Genomic DNA, 18,621 nt, shown 5'->3' with positions numbered 1-18,621 from the left:
AGTTTTTCAAAGACTTATTGATTTAAAATTAAAGTCCATAAAAGATTATACATACAACTTTTTTGAACTTTTGAATAACTTAAGCAACCACTAAAATCTTTTGTGACTTTGTGGTTCAAAAAAATAAATAATTTTGACAACATTCGAAAATACCGACGGCTATAAAATCATTCAGCAATGGATGGCTGATAAAGGTATTTCCCCATTCAAATTTCAGATTGAGACATGGCAGAAATTTGAAAACGGATACAGCGGAATGGTTGTTGCGCCTACGGGTTTCGGAAAAACATTTTCCGTTTTTTTAGCCTTATTAACGAATTTTTTTAATCATCCCGAGAAATATAAAAAAGGATTGAAAATGATCTGGATCACGCCACTCCGTTCATTATCAAAAGATATTGCCAAAGCAATGCAGGAAGCGATTGACGAAATCGGTCTGGATTGGACAGTGGGTGTACGAAATGGTGATACAGATCCAAAAGTCCGTCAGCAGCAGGTCAAAAATATGCCGGAAATTCTGGTGGTAACTCCCGAAAGTTTACATTTGCTTCTCGGGCAGAAAAATAATGAACGTTTTTTTAAAGAAATGAAAACCGTTGTTGTGGACGAATGGCATGAGTTATTGGGTTCAAAACGCGGTGTAATGGTAGAACTGGGAATTTCCCAGCTTACGAAATATGTTCCGAAAATAAAAATCTGGGGAATTACGGCAACCATTGGAAATCTCGATGAAGCTATGGAGGTTCTCATTCCTTACGACATCAAAAAAACAAAAATTACAGCGAAAGAACAGAAAAAGATCGATATTCTTCCCGTTTTTCCTGATGAAGTTGAAATTTTACCCTGGGCTGGACATCTTGGACAAAAATTAGCCGACAAAGTTGTTCCCATCATTTTGGAGTCAAAATCGACGATTGTCTTTACAAATACGCGAAGTCAAAGCGAAATGTGGTATCAGTTGTTGTTGAATGCTTATCCTGATTTTGCCGGACAAATTGCCATTCACCATAGCTCGATTGATGCTCATTTACGGATCTGGATTGAAGAAAATTTAAGTTCAGGGAAATTAAAAGCTGTGGTTTCTACTTCGTCTTTGGATTTAGGAATCGATTTTAAACCTGTTGATACGGTCATTCAAGTCGGTTCTGCGAAAGGTGTCGCCCGATTTTTGCAACGTGCCGGAAGAAGCGGCCACTCCCCTTTTGAAACTTCAAAAATCTATTGTGTTCCGACCCATTCATTGGAATTAATCGAAGTTGCGGCTTTAAAGGAAGCCGTAAAACAGAAAGTGATCGAACCGCGAGATCCACAGGTTTTGTGTTTCGATGTTCTGGTTCAGTTTTTAATGACTTTGGCGGTTGGCGACGGATTTTATCCCGATGAACTGCATGAGAGGATCAAAAAAGTATATGCATTTCAGGAAATGACAGACGAAGAATGGAAAAGCATTCTCGATTTTCTTACCATTGGCGGAAGCGTTTTAAAGAGTTACGAAGAGTTTCATAAAGTTGTGGTGACGGAAGATGGTTTATACAAAGTTACCTCGAGGAAAATTGCCATGCTTCACCGTATGAATATGGGAGTCATTGTAAGTGATGCCATGCTGAAAGTGAAATTTATTTCCGGGGGCTATATCGGAATGGTGGAGGAATATTTTATTTCAAAACTCAAAAAAGACGAAAAATTTATTTTGGCGGGAAGAGTGCTTGAAGTTGCAATGATCAAAGATATGACGGTTTACGTACGCGCTGCCAAAGGAAAGGCATTTGCACCAAGTTATTTAGGCGGAAGACTGCCTTTAAGCTCGAATTTAGGTCAGTTTTTAAGGCAGAAATTATCTGGTGCGCTGAATCCGAAAGCTTCAGAAAAAGAACTGAAATTCCTGCATCCTTTATTAATCAATCAGGAAGAACGTTCTCATATCCCAAAAGATGATGAATTTTTGGTGGAACTCATCAAAAACCGCGAGGGTTACCATTTATTCATGTATCCTTTTGAAGGGCGGTTGGTTCACGAAGTGATGTCTGCGCTTATTGCTTACAGGATTTCAAAGCTGGCCCCGATCTCTTTTTCGATGGCGATGAATGATTATGGTTTTGAATTATTCAGTGATAAAGAAATTCCGCTAAATGAAGAAAATCTGCATAAAATTTTAACCCGGGAAAATCTGATGACCGATGTCATTTCAAGCATTAATTCTGCGGAAATGGCACGACGAAAATTCCGTGATATTGCGGTAATTTCCGGAATGGTGATTCAGAATTACGCAGGAAAACAACGTTCCAACAAATCTTTACAAAGTTCTGCCGGTCTGATTTTTAAAGTTCTTGAGGATTATGATCCGAACCATTTTCTTGTAAGACAGGCTTATACAGAAGTTTTCAATGCGCAATTGCAGGAACAAAGGCTGGTTGAAGCTTTTAAACGAATCGAAAAATCAAAAATAATTCTGAAATTTGCCAATACTTTTACACCATTAAGTTTCCCGATCAAAGTTGACAGTTTGAGACAAACGCTTTCCAGTGAAGGATTGGATGCGAGAATCCAGAAGCTGATTCAGCAGGCGAGGAAACTTAAGTGAATTTGAAACACTTCGACAAGCTCCGTGTGACATCTCTAATACTAAATTCTTTTTATCAGTATTGTCAGGCTGAGCTTGTCGAAGCCTTTTTAATAAAAAAAATGAAAATAGTAACAAAAAATATAACCATTCAGAACGAAATTTTCACCTTAACAAATCAGCGTGCATTATTTTGGAAAAAAGAAAAAGCATTAATTTTATCCGACCTGCATATCGGGAAAACGGCTCACTTTCGTAAAAACGGCATCGCACTTTCTGACCAGATCTTTGAAAATGATCTGCAAAGATTATCTGTTTTGATTGAATATTTTCAGCCCGAAAAATTTATCGTTGTCGGCGATCTGCTTCACGCAGGAGATAATTCGGATGTCGATAAATTCTGCGAATGGAAAAACCAGTTTTCAGATCTTGAATTTCATCTGATAGAAGGCAATCATGATAAAATTTCCAAAAAACTTGAATCAAAATTATGTCTGAATTTCAGGGACGAGATTCTCGAAATCGATGATTTTAAGTTTGTGCATGATTTTGACAAAAAACAGCCGAAATTTCAGATCACGGGTCATATTCATCCCGGGTTTGTCATTAATTCTTCTGTGAAAAATATTAAACTTCCCTGTTTTGTAGTCACAGATAATCAATTATTGCTTCCTGCTTTTAGTGAATTTACAGGTCTGGATACAAAAAATCTCCCTAAAAAAGGAAGATTCTATGTTTTTACGGATGCGGAGATCTATGAGATTTAGTTTCTCTTTTTGAAAATAATACAGCAAACCAATAAGATTAGATTAACTAAAACAGAGAAACCATTTGATAAAATTATTGGCAATTCCTCCTGTAAAATACCGTACCAAACCCAAAGCGACAATCCTGTAATCAACACCAAAAGCATCACTACAGAGATATCTTCAGCGTTTTTCTCTTTAATAACTTTGATGAGTTGTGGCATCATTGCGATAGATGTGATTCCTCCGGCAATTAAACCCAATAATTCTGTATTCATAAATTATTATTTTTTCTTGTTGCAAAAGACGTTTTATAAGCTTCATCCCGTAATTTCTGAATCCTTCCAACGGGCTGTAATTCCTCAATGTTTTCAAAAGGATTGAAGGATAAATTCTCAACCCATTGATTATTTTTGTCAATCAATTCTGTGATTCTAATTGTTCCAATTGATGCAAATTCAGAATTCTTCCATATTGTATTCAACTGATTGACAGGTTGTTTTTTTAAATCGTAACAATATTGAGCCATTAATTCTAATTCGTAGTCATTCTCTTTTAAATAATTTTGAATTGAATAATCTATTCGATTTTCATCAACTTTGTTAGGCACATTTTTCGGAACCAATTTTAATTTAACCAAATGATTTCCCAATCTGTAAACGCCAATGGAATGGTAATCAAATGACAGAATAAAATTGTTTCGATTTTTCAGGAATTTAAAAACCTCAACCATAAAAGAACGGTGAAAAAAAGCCGGAGAAATCAAGATAAAATTCCTGGCTACTTTTATTAAATTCCAGAATTTTTGTAAGACATTTCCTGAGAAAAACCGGTTAATCGCAATGAAAATTTTCAGAAATTGCGAGACATTATTAATCGGAAATAGTGGAAAATTCACCAACGGAAAGTTGGCAATAGTTTGATTGTCATCAGAAATTTTAACCGAAAAACCATAAGCCGGAATCGCTCTTTTCTTAGAAACTAATTTCATATGTGCATTGGAAATTCTAATCAAGCACTCTAATTCCTGTCTTGAAAAAATATGATGCTCCTCAAAAGTTTGATTGGCAACAAAAGTTCCTTTTAAAGTTAAATAAGTCGTAACGTGAGCGTCTCTGGTTTTATAGTTAGTCTGATTGATTTTGTCCGATTTGGAAACGAAGTTTCTAACAGCTTCACAAGCTTTTTCCAGAAGTTTAAGCTCTTTAGATGTCAAGGAATCTAAGTCAGGATTATATTTTATTTTGAAGGCCATAACATTTCCCAAACTAAAATGAAGCCAAAAAAATAAGCTCCAGCTGGAGCTTATTATAAATATTTTAAATCAAAAAGTTATTTGACTAGTTCGATATTGACTGCCGAAAAACCTTTTGGTGATCTTTCTTTTTCGAAAGCTACTTTGTTTCCTTTTTTTACCGGCACTGCACAGTTGTTACTATGGAAAAAGATATTCTCGTTAGTTTTACTCTCCGTAATGAATCCATAACCCTTCTCACTTAAGAAAGTTACGATTCCTGTTTTCACAGTTTCTTCTGCTTCCACTGGCGCTGCTCCTAACTGAATGTTATCCAAATCAACCTCCACCCTTTCCTCAGGCGGTGTAGATGTTAATCTTCCGTATGCATCAACATACATAAACTCGATGTCTTTTCCTTTGTCGTTGTTGGTTTTACGTTCTTCACGACGAAGTGCTTTTTCTTTTTGTTTTTGTTGTTTTTTCTTGAAGTTTTCTTTTTTTGAGAAAGAATCTGCCATAAATTATTGCTATTATTTTAAATTAATGTAGTGAAAATGAATCAATTGAAATTCTAAAATCTTCGTAGAAATGAATTTTAAATCGACTGGTATAAGATTAAAAGGTAATTGTCTTTATTATCCGAGGAAATTTTGTTGCGCCTTCTAGGCATAAAATACACAAGAATTAAAAGAAATATATATTACTGATTAGCAATACAGAAACCCATTATAAATTATAATACAAAGATACAATAAAATATGCAGAAAATATTATTTTTTAATTCACTGATTATCAAAAATATATTTGTAAATTTAAATAAATAAGTTATTTGCAAGTGTGGATAATTTGAAATCCATATAAAATGCAGAATTATTTCTCTTCAACACAACCTCAACCCCAAACTTCTCAAAATCAAAATGATAAGGCATTAAGGATTGCATATTTCATAATGGTTCATAACGAAACTGAGAAATTTATCATACTATTCAAAAAAATATACACAAGAGATCAGTTCTACCTCATTCATATTGACAGAAAAGCTAAGCCAGAGATAACTGAGGCGATTCAACTATTTTTAATACAGTTTCCAAATGCCTTTCTACTAGAAAGTATGAACATAACTTCAGGCGGTTTTAGCATTGTCCAAGCAGAACTTAACGCAATGGAATTTCTCCTGAATGCAAGTCCGGATTGGGATTATTTTATTAATCTAAGCTGCGATGACTTTCCTTTGAAATCTCAAAATATTATCCGCAAATTTTTATCTGAAAACAATGGTAAAAACTATCTTTTTTATTATGACCAAAAGTTTTACAGACCCGACACACTCCAAAGAATACAAAACCATTTTACAGAAATGGCTTATAAAATCTCCTCGTTCATTTACAAAAGAGAATTTATGAAAAACGTTATCCCTTTTATAGGTGGTAAGTGGTTTCTTTTCACAAGAGACACCTGTGCTTTTCTTAATAACAATAAAAAGGTGATGCTTTTCGAAGAATTCTATATTAACACCTATTTGCCCGGAGAATCGTTTTTCCAGACCGTTCTTATGAATACGGATTTTCACGATGTGATTGTAAATGATGACAAAAGAGCTGTATTGGAAAAATCTTTACTAAATAAGATTAATCCGGATGCAATCATTAATTATTTAAGATCTAATAACCACCTTTTCATCAGGAAAATAGATGGTAAAACTGATAAGTCCGTTTTGCAATATATCGAAGAAAACTATAATACCAAATTACCTGACATTGATGAGATAGAGCGGGAATTAAGGATTAATGATCGTCAAAATAATTAAATAAAAAAGACCTTTAATTGATTTTTAAAGGTCTTTTTCATCTATCTTAATTGATTGATTAGAAAAACGTCATCCAATCGCTTTTATCACTTATATCATCCAAAGCACTAATTGCCTTATGATGTTGGAATGATGCAAAAAGCGTTACAATCTCCTGTCTTACAATCTCGATAGAATTGTCTGTCAATTCCTGATTAAATCCAGCCTCATTCAGTTCAATTAAATCATTAACAGTAACAACTCTGGAGATAATTTTCCCAAGATCGATCATTTTTCTTTGTGATAATGGCCCATTAGTCGTTACGTTCAGCTCTTTAGCATATAATTTTGCAGCTTCTTTTGTAATCTCGTTAATAGAAAGATACTCTCCAAGGTTATCCGTCTTTTTCTTCTTCATATCTTTTAAAATTCCCTCAGAGATCTGCGTATAAAGCATTTCATTAGAACCTTCGAAAATCTGGAACGGACGGCTGTCCATTATTCCTCTTCCGCCAATATGACTGGTTCTGTAACCTTTTGCACCAGATAATTGAACCAACATCTGAGCTGCTTCCTGCATCATATCAGTTACAAAAGCTTTCATACTGTTGGCGTGAACACCACTTGCAGAAACATCTTTATCAATACCACTTACACTTGTACTTTTAGCACACATCGCTGAAGATAATGCGAAAAATGACTGTAATTTTGCAATCTGATATTGAACCTGATCCAAGGAAAATAAATTGCAGGTCCCAACGATTCTTTCTTTACAGTGTTTCATCGCTTCATCCATCATTCTTTTGAGAAATCCCATTCCCATTCCAGGGAATTGGAATCTGCTTCTGTGAAGAATGTCCAACATCATTTTAAGACCTGTTGTTTCAGGGATCAATTTATTATATTCAGGCACTTTGATATCCACTTTATTTAATCCGTACGGAATCATATAAAGTCCCGGATTGTCGTAATATTCCAGAACTTCGATATTTTGTTCCGGTTTGTGCGTATCTGCAACGAAAAAGTCAACATCTCTGGCAAGATTTCCGTCAGCATTGATATTTCTGGAAGTTACCAACCAATAATTGGCTAAACCTGTCAAACCTTGCCAATGTTTAGTCCCTTTGATATGGTAAGTATTGTCTTTCAGTTCGTTTTGGGTTTTCATATTCAATGCGTCACTCCCAAAATCCGGTTCTGTGATCATCAATCCGCCCATTGCTCCAAAATCCAAGAAATGTTTGAAAATATCACCTTTGATAATTTCATTTCCATATTTTGCCAATGGTTCTAAAAACAAAGCGATATTAATCCCGAATGTCAGTGATAACGGAAGCGATTCATAAGCCGCAGCCGATAAGACTCCCAGGCATTCTTTAACTTTTGCACCTCTCCCACCGAATTCTTTCGGGATCGAAACCGACAATGGTTTTAAATTCAAAATCTCTTTCCAAACATTGGGTGGTAAACCTCTGGAAAGACTTAATTCATCAATATTTTCTTTTTGAAAAAGGGACGAAAGTGAAGATTTAAAACGATTGAGAAATTCCGGATATGAAACTACCGAAGCGTCCAATGCAAGTGCATTCATAATAGATTAAATAAAAGCCGCTGCAAGCCATTTGTGCAACATAAAAAATTATAAAGTGAAGCAAATGGCAACAAACATTAGACATCTAAGATTGTTTGCTTCACAATGTATGATATTGTGCCAAAGATACTATTAATAATCCAGAGTTATTTTAGAAATCAATGATTATTTATAATTTAGCATAATGAGAAATTTAGTTTACATTTTTCTTGGTGGTGGTTTTGGGAGTATAATGCGTTTTTTGATCTCTAACTATACCCACAAACTTTGGAATATCAATAGTTTTCCCATGGGAACTTTTGTAGTTAATATTTCGGGATGTTTTCTGATCGGAATTCTGTCTGCTTATTTTCTGAAAGTTGATAATTCTTTAAAATATCTTCTGATTACAGGCCTTTGTGGTGGTTATACTACATTTTCAACATTTTCTGCTGAGAATTTTTCACTTTGGCAAAATGGAAATTACGGCATATTGATTTTGTATGCTCTACTAAGCCTGATTATTGGAGTTTCCATGGTATTTACAGGTTTTCAGATTGTCAGAAATTAATTTTTCCATTTGATAATTAGTGAATTAAAAACTTTTTTCAAATATAATTTGCGCATCATACAAAAGCTTTCTATATTTGCACCACTGAAAACGAGAAATCGTAGCAAGTAAGGAGAGTTGGCAGAGTGGTCGATTGCGGCAGTCTTGAAAACTGTTGACTGTAACAGGTCCGGGGGTTCGAATCCCTCACTCTCCGCCAGGTTAGAAACCAAAATAAGCTAAAACGCTGTAAACATCAATGTTTACAGCGTTTTTTGTTTTAGCGCAGTATCAAAAAAAACCAAAATAGGTCACGATTTATATGTCCTATTTCGTGTCCCATTCAAAAAATTACAAAAATGGGTCACGAAAAATCAGTGAAAACCCGACCAATAGGCAGTCTAACGATTGTACATCTTGCAAAAAGTGGTAACAAAAAGTAAATTATTAAACCATTAAAGTTATCACACAATGAACAAAACATTCAACCTGTTATTCTTTATCAAAAAGAATAAAATCAGAACCAACGGAACCGCTCCCATCTATTTAAGAATCACGATAGACGGCAAGGCAGCAGACATTGCTGCTAAAAGGTATATCGATCCGAAGAAATGGGATGTTAAAGCACACAAGGCATTAGGTAATTCGCAAGAAGCCAAGACGCTGAATCTTTATCTTAAAACTTTGGAACAGAAAGTTTACGATTTCCACTACCTGATGCTGAAAAAAGAAAACTTTGTAACTGCAGAGAGTTTAAAATCTAAACTGCTTGGAACGGATATTGAGCAAAGAATGCTCATCCCAATATTCCAGGAGCATAATGACAAAGTGGAAGCTTTGGTCGGTCAGGATTTTGCTCCAGGAACATTGGAGCGCTATAAAACATCTTTAAAGCATACCCAGGAATTCATTAATTGGAAATATAAAGTTTCTGATATCGATATCACGCAAATCGATCACGGTTTTATCAGTGATTATGACTTCTGGCTTCGGAGTGTCCGTAAATGTGGAAACAATACCGCTGTGAAGTATCTCAAGAATTTCAAGAAGATCATCCGTTTGTGTATGGCGCACGGCTGGATCACCAAAGACCCTTTTCTGGGCTACAAAGCAAAGATTAAAGCTGTTGAACGTCCTTATCTTACCAAAGAAGAAATTCAGATGATCTATGAAAAGGAATTTGCGTCAGACCGATTGAATCAAGTTCGGGATATTTTTCTTTTCAGCTGCTATACAGGTCTGGCCTATGTGGATGTAAAGCAATTGTCAAAATCCAACATCAATGTCGGGATTGATGGCGATCAATGGATTTTTACCCATCGTCAGAAGACTGATACCTCTACAAGGGTTCCGCTATTACCTATGGCTCGAGAAATGGTTTTAAAATATGAGAACCATCCTCAATGTGTCAATTCAGATGTCCTGTTTCCTGTTCTCAGTAATCAGAAAATGAATTCATATCTCAAAGAAATTGCCAACGTATGTGGCATCAATAAAGATTTGACGTTTCATATTGCAAGACATACTTTTGCTACTACTGTTACTTTGTCCAATGGTGTTCCCATTGAAAGTGTAAGTAAAATGCTGGGACATACCAATATAAAAACGACTCAGCATTATGCGAAGATTCTAGATAAGAAAGTGAGTGATGATATGGCGGTTTTACGAAGAAAAATCGAAAAATTTAAGTGAATTAACCTGAATTCGGGATAAGGAAATTATTGATTTTACAATGCTCAATTGTTTTTATCGCAAAGAAAAACAAAGGAATATACTCTCTAAAATGATTTTAAGTTAAACAATGCCACGTCGTTTATCAAAGTAAAACAAAATTTTTGTTTCACTTTGATAAGTTTTACGCCCTTGTCTATCTATATTATTGAAAATCAAATAATCAATTTTTTGTTTGGCTTTGCGATTTATAAATCCTTAACCCGAACTCACGTTGAATTAAAGATTAAACTAGTATATGAATCCTGTTATGTGAACTTAACGCAACCCTACTTAAATCATTTATTAGTAGATATTTACAATATTTCAAAGTTGTTAAGTGAGTTTTAAATTATTCTTATATATAAAAAGTGAAGCAAAAAAGTCAATATTTGTCTGATATATAGATATTTTTTTCTCATATTAAGACAACATTATCCAAAAAGCAGTCTTTACAGCTTTCTTTTGTAGAATTATGAATAGTTATGAAAAAAATGTTATTTATTTTTCTGGCTCTCAATAACTACTTCAGGAATAAAATTAAAGGTTTCTTCTGTATGTATATAGCAATAAATTCATCTAAGCATTACATCATACAAAAACTATACATCTGTATATTATTGTTTATAAATTGTTTATGTTGTTTTTATATCAGTATTTAAGTAAATCTATATTAATTAGATGAATCTATATTATTTGAAATTAATTTATATTCTATTTTAATTATTTTACAAAAAAATCTTATCAAATAATTTTTTTCATTTTCTAGTATAGAGAGGAGATATGATAAATGATGTAGTTTGAGGGTCATCTTTTTTATTGCTAAAGAATATAAAAATTCAAGAATTGCTTCTCCTTGTTCTTGAGTTTTATATTTAAAAATGGTTGTCAAGATATCCTTGAGTTGTCCAGACAATTCCTCGTCAAAAGCATAATTAAGTTCCTCTTTACTAGCGCTTCGTAATATGCATGCCTGAATTATTCCGTCATTAAATCGATTAAGATTTTCAGGTGATATAAGGTTTCTTACAAATGCTGATTGTTTTAATGTATGCAAACTATTCTCAGAATTTCTTAATTTATTTATTACGTATGCAATATTAAAATATACATCAGATTGACTGACGTGCTCCGCATAATTTTCACGATTAAAAAAAGCAGAATTTCTTCTTATTTTTAAATTTTTGCTCCCCTTTCCAGCTTTAGTAATAGGTAAAAAAAGATTATCATGCATTCCCCTTACTTCATTTGAGTAACAATTTTCAATTGATTTTATTCTTTCTTTTAAAAATGTATTGAGTTCTAAATCATCAGATAATGTAAGGTGTTTCTTTAAAAAATTTAATTCCTCCTGCCAAGGATTATCTATGTTTTTATTAGAACAAAATATTTTCTCAACCTCAATAAAAGTACTGTTTTCAGCTCCATATCTACCATATTTAAGATTTGTTCTCAAAAAACTGTAAGATTTTTGATTATTTGGTCGGATAATTCCTATAAAATAAATAATTCTTAATTTATAGTTCCTTAAAGCTCTACTTAAATATAAAAGATTTTTTCCATTTGTTATACATGATCCTACAATGAGTATACTTCCTTCATTAGCCTTACTGATTTTTGAAAATTGATCTTGACTAATTAATGATGGAATTGAGCTAGAGCAATAGTTTGCTTTAATTTTTTCTTTAACGTATTCTGCTAGTTTTTTTGACGCATCATCATTTAAATGAAGAATATATTTTAGATTACTAGGAACATATTGATTAACATATGCATCTAATTTTTCTTTATATTTTTTAAATCGATTGTCACTTGAGATGTTATCTATTATGTAAGAATAGTCTATATAAACCTCATACTTTTTCACAAAACCTTCTCCTATTTCTTTGTAATTGGTTTTCATTATTGAGGAATTACCTTTATAAGACATAAATTGATTAATGAAGTGAGAGGAGGTTTGGATATCCATATCACTTGCATCAATTCTTACTCCATTTATTTTTGGTTTTTCTAAAAGAAAAACATCACCAGATATTTCAATCGGATAGGATCCACTAATGCATAAATCACAGCTATGTTGACTTTCATATGAAACAAATCGCTCAACACCGTTAGGATTGCCCTCATTTTTAGTCAAGTTACAAGCTACTTGTTCCAGTGCAATCTTGGATGGCTTTGTATTGTCTAGATAAAATAATGTTACAATATTATCTTTTTTTAATTCTCGATTTTTTTCAATAATATATTCCAATATGTTGCCAGAAGTTGACGCAGAAATTAGAATAAACGAATTGCTTTTAAGCTGAACTTTTCCGCTATATAAACCATCATATGATTGAAAGCTATTAATTGGGTATATCTTGAGCTCTGAACTAAATCTGTTTAATAGATCGTTAAGAGCAATCGCTACCGAATTAATTGATGATGTGTCGCAATATATTTCTTTGTAGTTTTCAGTTTTAAAAAACTGCAAAAGCCTAAATGCAATAAAATAAATTTCAGAACTGTATAGAAGAATATTAGCCACGCGTAGAAACTTGTCACTATGCTTTCTTCCTGAAGGAAACATATAATGATGGTGGCTTCCTGTTGATTCAACTAAGCCACCTCTCTCTACAAAAATTTTGGTTAGCCCCTGATTAATAAAATATTTTTTAAATGTATTTAATCCTTTAAATTCTTTTAAATCATTATGGCTTTGTTCATGGATATTTCCATTTATATCAAAGCATAATACATGTAAATTGTCAAAAAAAGTTATATCTTCAATTTTCGGAACATATTTAAATATATCTTTTCTTGCATTAGTAATCTTTTCAACAAATTTGTCAATATATTTTCCACCTATCAAAACTGTTCTATCCGTTTGAAAATGATTAGTGTAAAAAAGTTTTAATTCCAATTGTAATTGCTCAATATCTAGAAAATTACCTGGACAAAAGATAACTGTGGTCGATGTATTTTTTTTGCCATCTTTATAAAAGACGTCGTATATGTAAAAATTATTCATTTGTATAATCAGAAATTTGAGGTAGAGGGTAAAGTAAACTTATGACACTTCCTGAACTGTATTGCAATGTTGTAAAATTAGTTGTGGAATTACTATTCCAATCAAATAGTTCCATCTGTTCATAATTTCCATTCTCAACATCTTTGTAAGGTTCTTTAACCAAATTTCTGTAGAGACAATATTTATCAGTTTTAATACGTAAAAAACCATTACCAGAATCTAGAATTTGTAAAATACGATCAAGGCCTTTTCCTTTTTCTCTTTTAAATATACCCACAGATGATGTTTGATTTTTTATAAGACATTTTTTTATTATACTAACATCATCTAATATCTCATCAGTGTCATTTATGAATTTTTTCACAAAGCCAGAACCACCATCAAAAACAGAAATCTCCATAAAATAAACCTCATCGTATTTATTACTTTTGATTGTTGTTTCATTACTAAAAAAATCAACAATGGCGGATTCATCAGTATATTCCTCAATGAGCTTCTTACGTCCTCTTTTATAAAATTTCACAAATAACCCTCTAATGTTAGGTGTGATTGGTACATTAAATACATCTTCTTTTCCCCATTCTTGAGTGTTTTTTATAAGTTCATATATAATTCCTATAAAATCATCGTAAACCTTATCTAAAGAATTTTGAAAATAACTTTTTGTATACTTTAGAATGCTTTCCATAAATGGTTTTCTTAAACTATCTTTCAAATCATCTTCCTTTCCAATAAAATCTTTTGATGTTTCAAAATATGGAAGAAGACCAGTAGCGTTATCAAAATGATCAAAACTTGCAAGTAACATTTTTTCACCTTTTTTCATTGCCTCAATTCTTCGCATTTTTAAGATATAATCATTTTGAAAACGTCTAAGGTAAGGTCTAAGATTATTTTGTTTTAAATCTTCTATTGTAACATCGTTCCAAACTAAAGCAATAATGGGAAATATAAATTCTTGTTCGTATAATCTCTCCAAAGTTTCTGGATCGTAATTTTCAATATTCAATAAGAGCCTTTTTGCAAATCCACTTTGAATCCACGTAGCAGTAAATTGAATTAAACTAGAAGTAATCGAAAAAAAATTTCTAGAAAAGCTCTTTGGTATCTGTAAGCTGATAGTATTTTTCTTTTTAATTGCAGAGTACAAAGTTTGATATAGATTATCTACATCATTAAGTCTTGTGTTACTCTTTATTTTTATAATTATTTCCATTATTCGCTTTGTTAAAAGACTATTAATTAATTCTATTGTGCAGTAAATGGCAAATTAATAAATATTTTATTATAGTGATATTATAAAACAGCATTAATAATCAATTTATATTAAAATTATATATTTGAGTTCCATAGACTTCTTAAGTACAATAACCATATCTTAGAATTTTTATTTTCTATTTATTAAAGCTTCATAAATCACGTACCTCAAATATTCTGAAGCTTCTATATCTTCATTCGCTAATATTTGAATATTATTAAAAAGATTTAAAAGATCAATAATATTTTTAGTTGTAGTCGCTGTTAATTCATTCATAATAGATGCTTTAAATTTTCTGATATCCTCATTCTTAGCATTATCAATCTTTCTGCGCACAAGAAATTTTATTTGCTCTGTATTCTTAATATTTTTTATCGCTTTTATATCTTCGTATAGCTCATTATGGACTTTATCTACATTTTCAAAATCAGTCAAGCTCTTCAAGCCATTTTGAGGTTTCTGATTGTGTTTTATTGTTAAAATTTTAGATTTTATATCTTTTGGTTTAATATAAATTTCATTTATTTTCTTTTGGGTATCATAACTAATCGTACAGACTCCTGAAAAACGTAAAGCTTCTCTTTTAATTTCATCATTTGAAATTTCAACAATATTTTTCACATACCCAATTCCTTCAAGTTCTTTTTCGCCTGTTGAATCAAAAAACATTCTGATATTTGATTCATTATATTCACACAATTTAAGAGAATAAGCAACGCCGGAAGATTTAATTTCTTTATAAAGGGTTAGTAGTGCTATTACAACTGCAATTGAATTGTTGTAATCAAAATAATTATCCGTAGAAACTATTGCCCGTAAATAATAATTGTTGTCAGGTTTATAATGTATTAATCTATATTTTTTATCTTTTATTTTTTCTTCTTTTAATAATTCAAGATTTGTTTCTACAATCTTCTTAAATCCATTATCTATAAGCTTTTTTGCATATTTGTCCATGCTGAATAAATTACCGAAGAAATCACGTTGAGCGGAATATTTTGGATATGTGTTTAGCGTCGTCTTACCTCCAAAGTTCTCTTGATCATTAATGTTGTTAAAATTGATAGTGAAAGTATTATCCGAATAGAAAGTTATATTATCAAGAGTTGAAATTAAATCTTTTTTGATATAATTTTTGTTTTGAACAATTTGAGAATTTACAAGTGTTTGAGCTCCTGGTATTGGAATAAACTCATCTTGTTCAAATTGTTCGTTCAAGATTTCTTTGATTTGATTTGCAGTTTGATCCGTTGAAATTAATAATTTGAAAAGATCTGAAATTAAAATTCCAATATCTGATTTTGGAATGTCTAGTTTTAAAATAGAGCGCTTTTTTGTTTCCATGGATTGTAGTTTTTTAAAGATGTTGAATAGTTAATAGTTGGATCTAAAAACTTAACAACCAAATTTATATAATAGTATTTTAATTTTGTTACGGTTTTCCGTAAGTAACAAAAATAAAAATCGCATCGAACTTTAATATCCGTATTTTTACGGAACTTTCTATAATATGAACATTATTTTTAACAATTTCTAATAAAAAAATCCCAACAATGTTAGGATTTGAAACGATGCTATTAAAATTTTTATTTTCCTCTCGGTCTCTTTGGCGGTTTTAAAGAAGGAGTGTTGCCTGGGGTTTCTTTATTATCACGCTGTCTTTTATCGGGCTGACCGGTAGATGTTGCTTTTCTTTTGGGTCCTGGTTTTAATGCCATAATGTATATTATTTAATTGTTAGGTATTGTAATTTCCTTAATATTGTATCAGTTTAATAAAATAAAGTGTTTTTTAATTATCCACTGAATGCTGATAAAGTACTTAATTTCTTAGTTGAATTCTAACATCTTCTTTCAATCGAACATTCTGATGAACAAAATTAAAAGAATCAAGTAATTGTGTAACCTCATTGTAGATATGACTTTCATTTCTTGTGTCTTTTATCGTAATGATTAGACAGAACTCCTGACTTGGTGTTATTCTCTGCATTTCAGCTTTTGTCTCTATGAAATCTCTAAAAAGACCTTCAACTTTTAAATACCAGTTTTTAGGATTTTTCAAATATTTTTCCTTATTGGAGGGAGTGAATTCATCTAAATTAACTGACCATTTTTTCACTGGTTGAAATTTATCTCCATAAGCCACTAAGACTCTCTCCCTCGTATACGGGCTTTCAGTATTCTTAATTACTGATTTACTATATAGACTATGAGATAAAAGGTTCTTTGCGCCGTCTTTCCCTATAGGATTTATAATTCCACGTTTTGATGTATCTCTGTCAGTCTTTTCGTCATATGTTCCAAGCAAAACTTCAATATTTGACTGACAATATTCTGAGCCATTTGCTGCATCAAGAATTGGAGAGGTTACAAGGGTTACACAAATTTCTCCATGAAAGTATCCATCTTCGTCAACCATTGATTGAGGATAAGGAAAATCAAGGATTTCTATGAAGTTGCCTTTCTCCAAATTATCCTGAAGAATCAGTGTAATTTCGTTTGGCTGGTTAAAAAGAATATCCTGAATATTGGAAGGTACACCAAAACCTAAATGTTTTAATTTCTCATCGATAGCAACTTTTAACTCTGTTGGATATTTTGCGGAGTGAATTGTTAAGGCTTTTAAAAGGAGAGGATTAAATCCTTCATTTAATAAATGATCTAATCCAGCAACTATTGATGAAATCCTGGGCGTTGAAAAACTTGTTCCTGCAACTCCTTTTCTATCACCCGTTTTCGAAAATGTATAAACAGGATTTAGTACTAACCTGTTATGTTCATCCAGTCCTGCATTTCCTCCAATGTGAGAGATTTCTGGTTTAATTAAAAAAGATGGACCCGGCCCAATCCTTGAAAAGGGTGATGAATGATTTTTTTCGGATAAATCTGTGGAGTTTTTACTTTTTGCAATTGATCCAACTACTAAGCCTCTAATAGTATCAGCAGATTGAGATATTCTACTTCTCGGACTATTCTTTTTAAAGTTCCCGCAATTACCAGCAGATTTACATATTAAAACATTGTGCTGTTCTTGAATTTCATCTAAAGCCTTTCCGAAGTCCGAAAATTCAATTTCATCAGCCTCTTTGTTAGTGCCTAATGATAAGTTCCATATTTTAATGTGGTCATTTTCACTAATCGCCTCTCTTATATTTTCTATTAATTCTTCTTCCGAGACGCCTTGAGTGGTGTTATTAGGAAATACAATGGCCTCAAAAAGTTTTGCACCTTGAAAACCAGTGTAATTTTCTTCTTCAAATTCGTCGCCATAAAGTAGAACTCCTGATACAGCCGTTCCGTGACCTTTGTCAACATCGTCCTCGTGATATTTTGTAAAGTTATCTTCTAAAAGCCAGGGAGATAAGTGTGGGATTTTCGCAATACCACTATCAAGAATTCCAATGGTCGGATAGTCTATTCCTGCGTCCGGCATCTTAATCTCTATCTCACCGTCACCATCTAATTCGTCCAAAGTGACATAATATCTTGGCATCTCCGAAATAAGTTGCACACCGTCAAAATCTTTTAGTTCTGCAATAGTATCGAGGCTTGCATGGCTGACTTTGAAAATATTTAAATCCGCAGAATATACTGTTCTGCTGTAATCGATCTCTCTATCTCTACAAAATTTTTCAAAAGCTCTAATAGCTATTATGTTTAATTCTGGATCACCATAGTTGAATAATTTTACTTTAAGCTCTTCTGACTCTTCAAATGTTTCATTATCAATGCTAATTTCTGGGTAATGTTCTTCAATATCATCTATAGCAGCAATACCTAATTTTACGCCTTGCTTCGCTGATTGTTTCAAACCTTGCGCAAGCTTTTTTGTAATTTTGCTTACTTCTTCTGCACTTTCAATTTTTATTAGGACTTCATCATTCTGACTCAACCCGATCACATTCATTTTTTGAGTATTGAATATCTGGCGAATTTCTTTACGATATGTTTTTGCTAATGCGTCTTCATTAACTTTTAGCTTGATAACATTTGGGATATAATTATCCTCACGTTGTTTAGCGAGTATTTTTTGAGATACTTCACTTAATGTATAAATGAATTGCTGAGCCTTGTAGGGAACCAGTGCTTCGTCAAACCATTTTGGTGGATCTTGGTTTCCTCCACCTTCAGTATTTCTTTCGTCATTAATTCGTTTCTGAAAAAATTTTATAGGTAAATTCCTTTCCATATCTAT

At 32.3% G+C, this 18,621-nt stretch carries 14 protein-coding genes and 1 tRNA gene; 6 read left to right on the top strand and 9 right to left on the bottom strand.

All coding sequences use genetic code 11. The features are described from left to right. Positions 1 to 133 precede the first annotated feature (133 nt). Both QOL71_RS00235 and pdeM read left to right on the top strand, forming a co-directional pair. Entirely contained in the window at positions 134 to 2,581 is a 2,448-nt protein-coding gene (locus QOL71_RS00235) for a ligase-associated DNA damage response DEXH box helicase (RefSeq protein ID WP_283415004.1), read from the top strand. Between the two features lie 101 nt (positions 2,582 to 2,682). After that, entirely contained in the window at positions 2,683 to 3,327 is a 645-nt protein-coding gene (pdeM, locus tag QOL71_RS00230) for a ligase-associated DNA damage response endonuclease PdeM (RefSeq protein WP_283415003.1), read from the top strand. On the opposite strand, the gene QOL71_RS00225 is transcribed toward pdeM, so the two are convergent. From QOL71_RS00225 to QOL71_RS00215, 3 genes are all read right to left on the bottom strand, one after another. Further along, the gene (locus QOL71_RS00225; protein WP_283415002.1) at positions 3,324 to 3,584 is read right to left on the bottom strand and encodes a SemiSWEET transporter; all 261 of its coding nucleotides are present in this window, start codon (positions 3,582 to 3,584) and stop codon (positions 3,324 to 3,326) included. The genes pdeM and QOL71_RS00225 overlap by 4 nt on opposite strands. Then, the gene (locus tag QOL71_RS00220; RefSeq protein WP_283415001.1) at positions 3,581 to 4,561 is read right to left on the bottom strand and encodes a catalase family protein; all 981 of its coding nucleotides are present in this window, start codon (positions 4,559 to 4,561) and stop codon (positions 3,581 to 3,583) included. The genes QOL71_RS00225 and QOL71_RS00220 overlap by 4 nt, the downstream gene beginning before the upstream one ends. Before the next feature lie 77 nt (positions 4,562 to 4,638). Further along, a complete protein-coding gene (locus tag QOL71_RS00215; RefSeq protein WP_283415000.1) occupies positions 4,639 to 5,061 on the bottom strand; it encodes a cold shock domain-containing protein in 423 nt (140 codons plus the stop codon). Positions 5,062 to 5,405: 344 nt separating this feature from the next. Between QOL71_RS00215 and QOL71_RS00210 the strand changes: the two genes are divergently transcribed. After that, positions 5,406 to 6,350, top strand: coding sequence for a beta-1,6-N-acetylglucosaminyltransferase (locus tag QOL71_RS00210; protein WP_283414999.1), 945 nt, complete (start codon positions 5,406 to 5,408; stop codon positions 6,348 to 6,350). A 58-nt stretch (positions 6,351 to 6,408) separates the two neighbouring features. On the opposite strand, the gene QOL71_RS00205 is transcribed toward QOL71_RS00210, so the two are convergent. Continuing rightward, on the bottom strand, positions 6,409 to 7,920 hold the full coding sequence (locus QOL71_RS00205; RefSeq protein ID WP_283414998.1) for an acyl-CoA dehydrogenase family protein: 1,512 nt from the start codon (positions 7,918 to 7,920) through the stop codon (positions 6,409 to 6,411). Positions 7,921 to 8,104: 184 nt separating this feature from the next. On the opposite strand from QOL71_RS00205, the gene crcB reads away from it, so the two are divergent. The 3 genes from crcB to QOL71_RS00190 all read left to right on the top strand — a co-directional run bounded on the left by crcB (position 8,105) and on the right by QOL71_RS00190 (position 10,141). Next, the gene (gene crcB, locus QOL71_RS00200; RefSeq protein ID WP_283414997.1) at positions 8,105 to 8,470 is read left to right on the top strand and encodes a fluoride efflux transporter CrcB; all 366 of its coding nucleotides are present in this window, start codon (positions 8,105 to 8,107) and stop codon (positions 8,468 to 8,470) included. 111 nt (positions 8,471 to 8,581) lie between these two features. Further along, a tRNA-Ser gene (locus QOL71_RS00195) sits at positions 8,582 to 8,669 on the top strand. 251 nt (positions 8,670 to 8,920) lie between these two features. Beyond that, complete coding sequence (locus tag QOL71_RS00190) at positions 8,921 to 10,141, top strand: site-specific integrase (protein ID WP_283414996.1); 1,221 nt, start codon at positions 8,921 to 8,923, stop codon at positions 10,139 to 10,141. A gap of 691 nt (positions 10,142 to 10,832) precedes the next feature. On the opposite strand, the gene QOL71_RS00185 is transcribed toward QOL71_RS00190, so the two are convergent. From QOL71_RS00185 to QOL71_RS00165, 5 genes are all read right to left on the bottom strand, one after another. Next, entirely contained in the window at positions 10,833 to 13,169 is a 2,337-nt protein-coding gene (locus QOL71_RS00185) for a hypothetical protein (RefSeq protein WP_089854741.1), read from the bottom strand. Further along, positions 13,162 to 14,385 (bottom strand): hypothetical protein, encoded by a 1,224-nt coding sequence (locus QOL71_RS00180; protein ID WP_089854737.1) that lies wholly within the window; start codon positions 14,383 to 14,385, stop codon positions 13,162 to 13,164. The genes QOL71_RS00185 and QOL71_RS00180 overlap by 8 nt, the downstream gene beginning before the upstream one ends. Positions 14,386 to 14,556: 171 nt before the next feature. Next, positions 14,557 to 15,771, bottom strand: coding sequence for a hypothetical protein (locus QOL71_RS00175; RefSeq protein ID WP_089854734.1), 1,215 nt, complete (start codon positions 15,769 to 15,771; stop codon positions 14,557 to 14,559). A 242-nt stretch (positions 15,772 to 16,013) separates the two neighbouring features. Continuing rightward, complete coding sequence (locus QOL71_RS00170; RefSeq protein ID WP_262484100.1) at positions 16,014 to 16,145, bottom strand: hypothetical protein; 132 nt, start codon at positions 16,143 to 16,145, stop codon at positions 16,014 to 16,016. 103 nt (positions 16,146 to 16,248) lie between these two features. Next, positions 16,249 to 18,615: a S8 family peptidase gene (locus QOL71_RS00165; protein ID WP_283414995.1), complete on the bottom strand. Its 2,367-nt coding sequence runs from the start codon at positions 18,613 to 18,615 to the stop codon at positions 16,249 to 16,251. Between the last annotated feature and the right edge of the window lie 6 nt (positions 18,616 to 18,621).

Origin of the sequence: Epilithonimonas pallida (assembly GCF_900182975.1) — a bacterium.
Taxonomy (GTDB): domain Bacteria; phylum Bacteroidota; class Bacteroidia; order Flavobacteriales; family Weeksellaceae; genus Epilithonimonas; species Epilithonimonas pallida.
The sequence above is the reverse complement of the archived record's forward strand: the minus strand, read 5'-3'. Positions and strand labels throughout refer to the sequence as shown.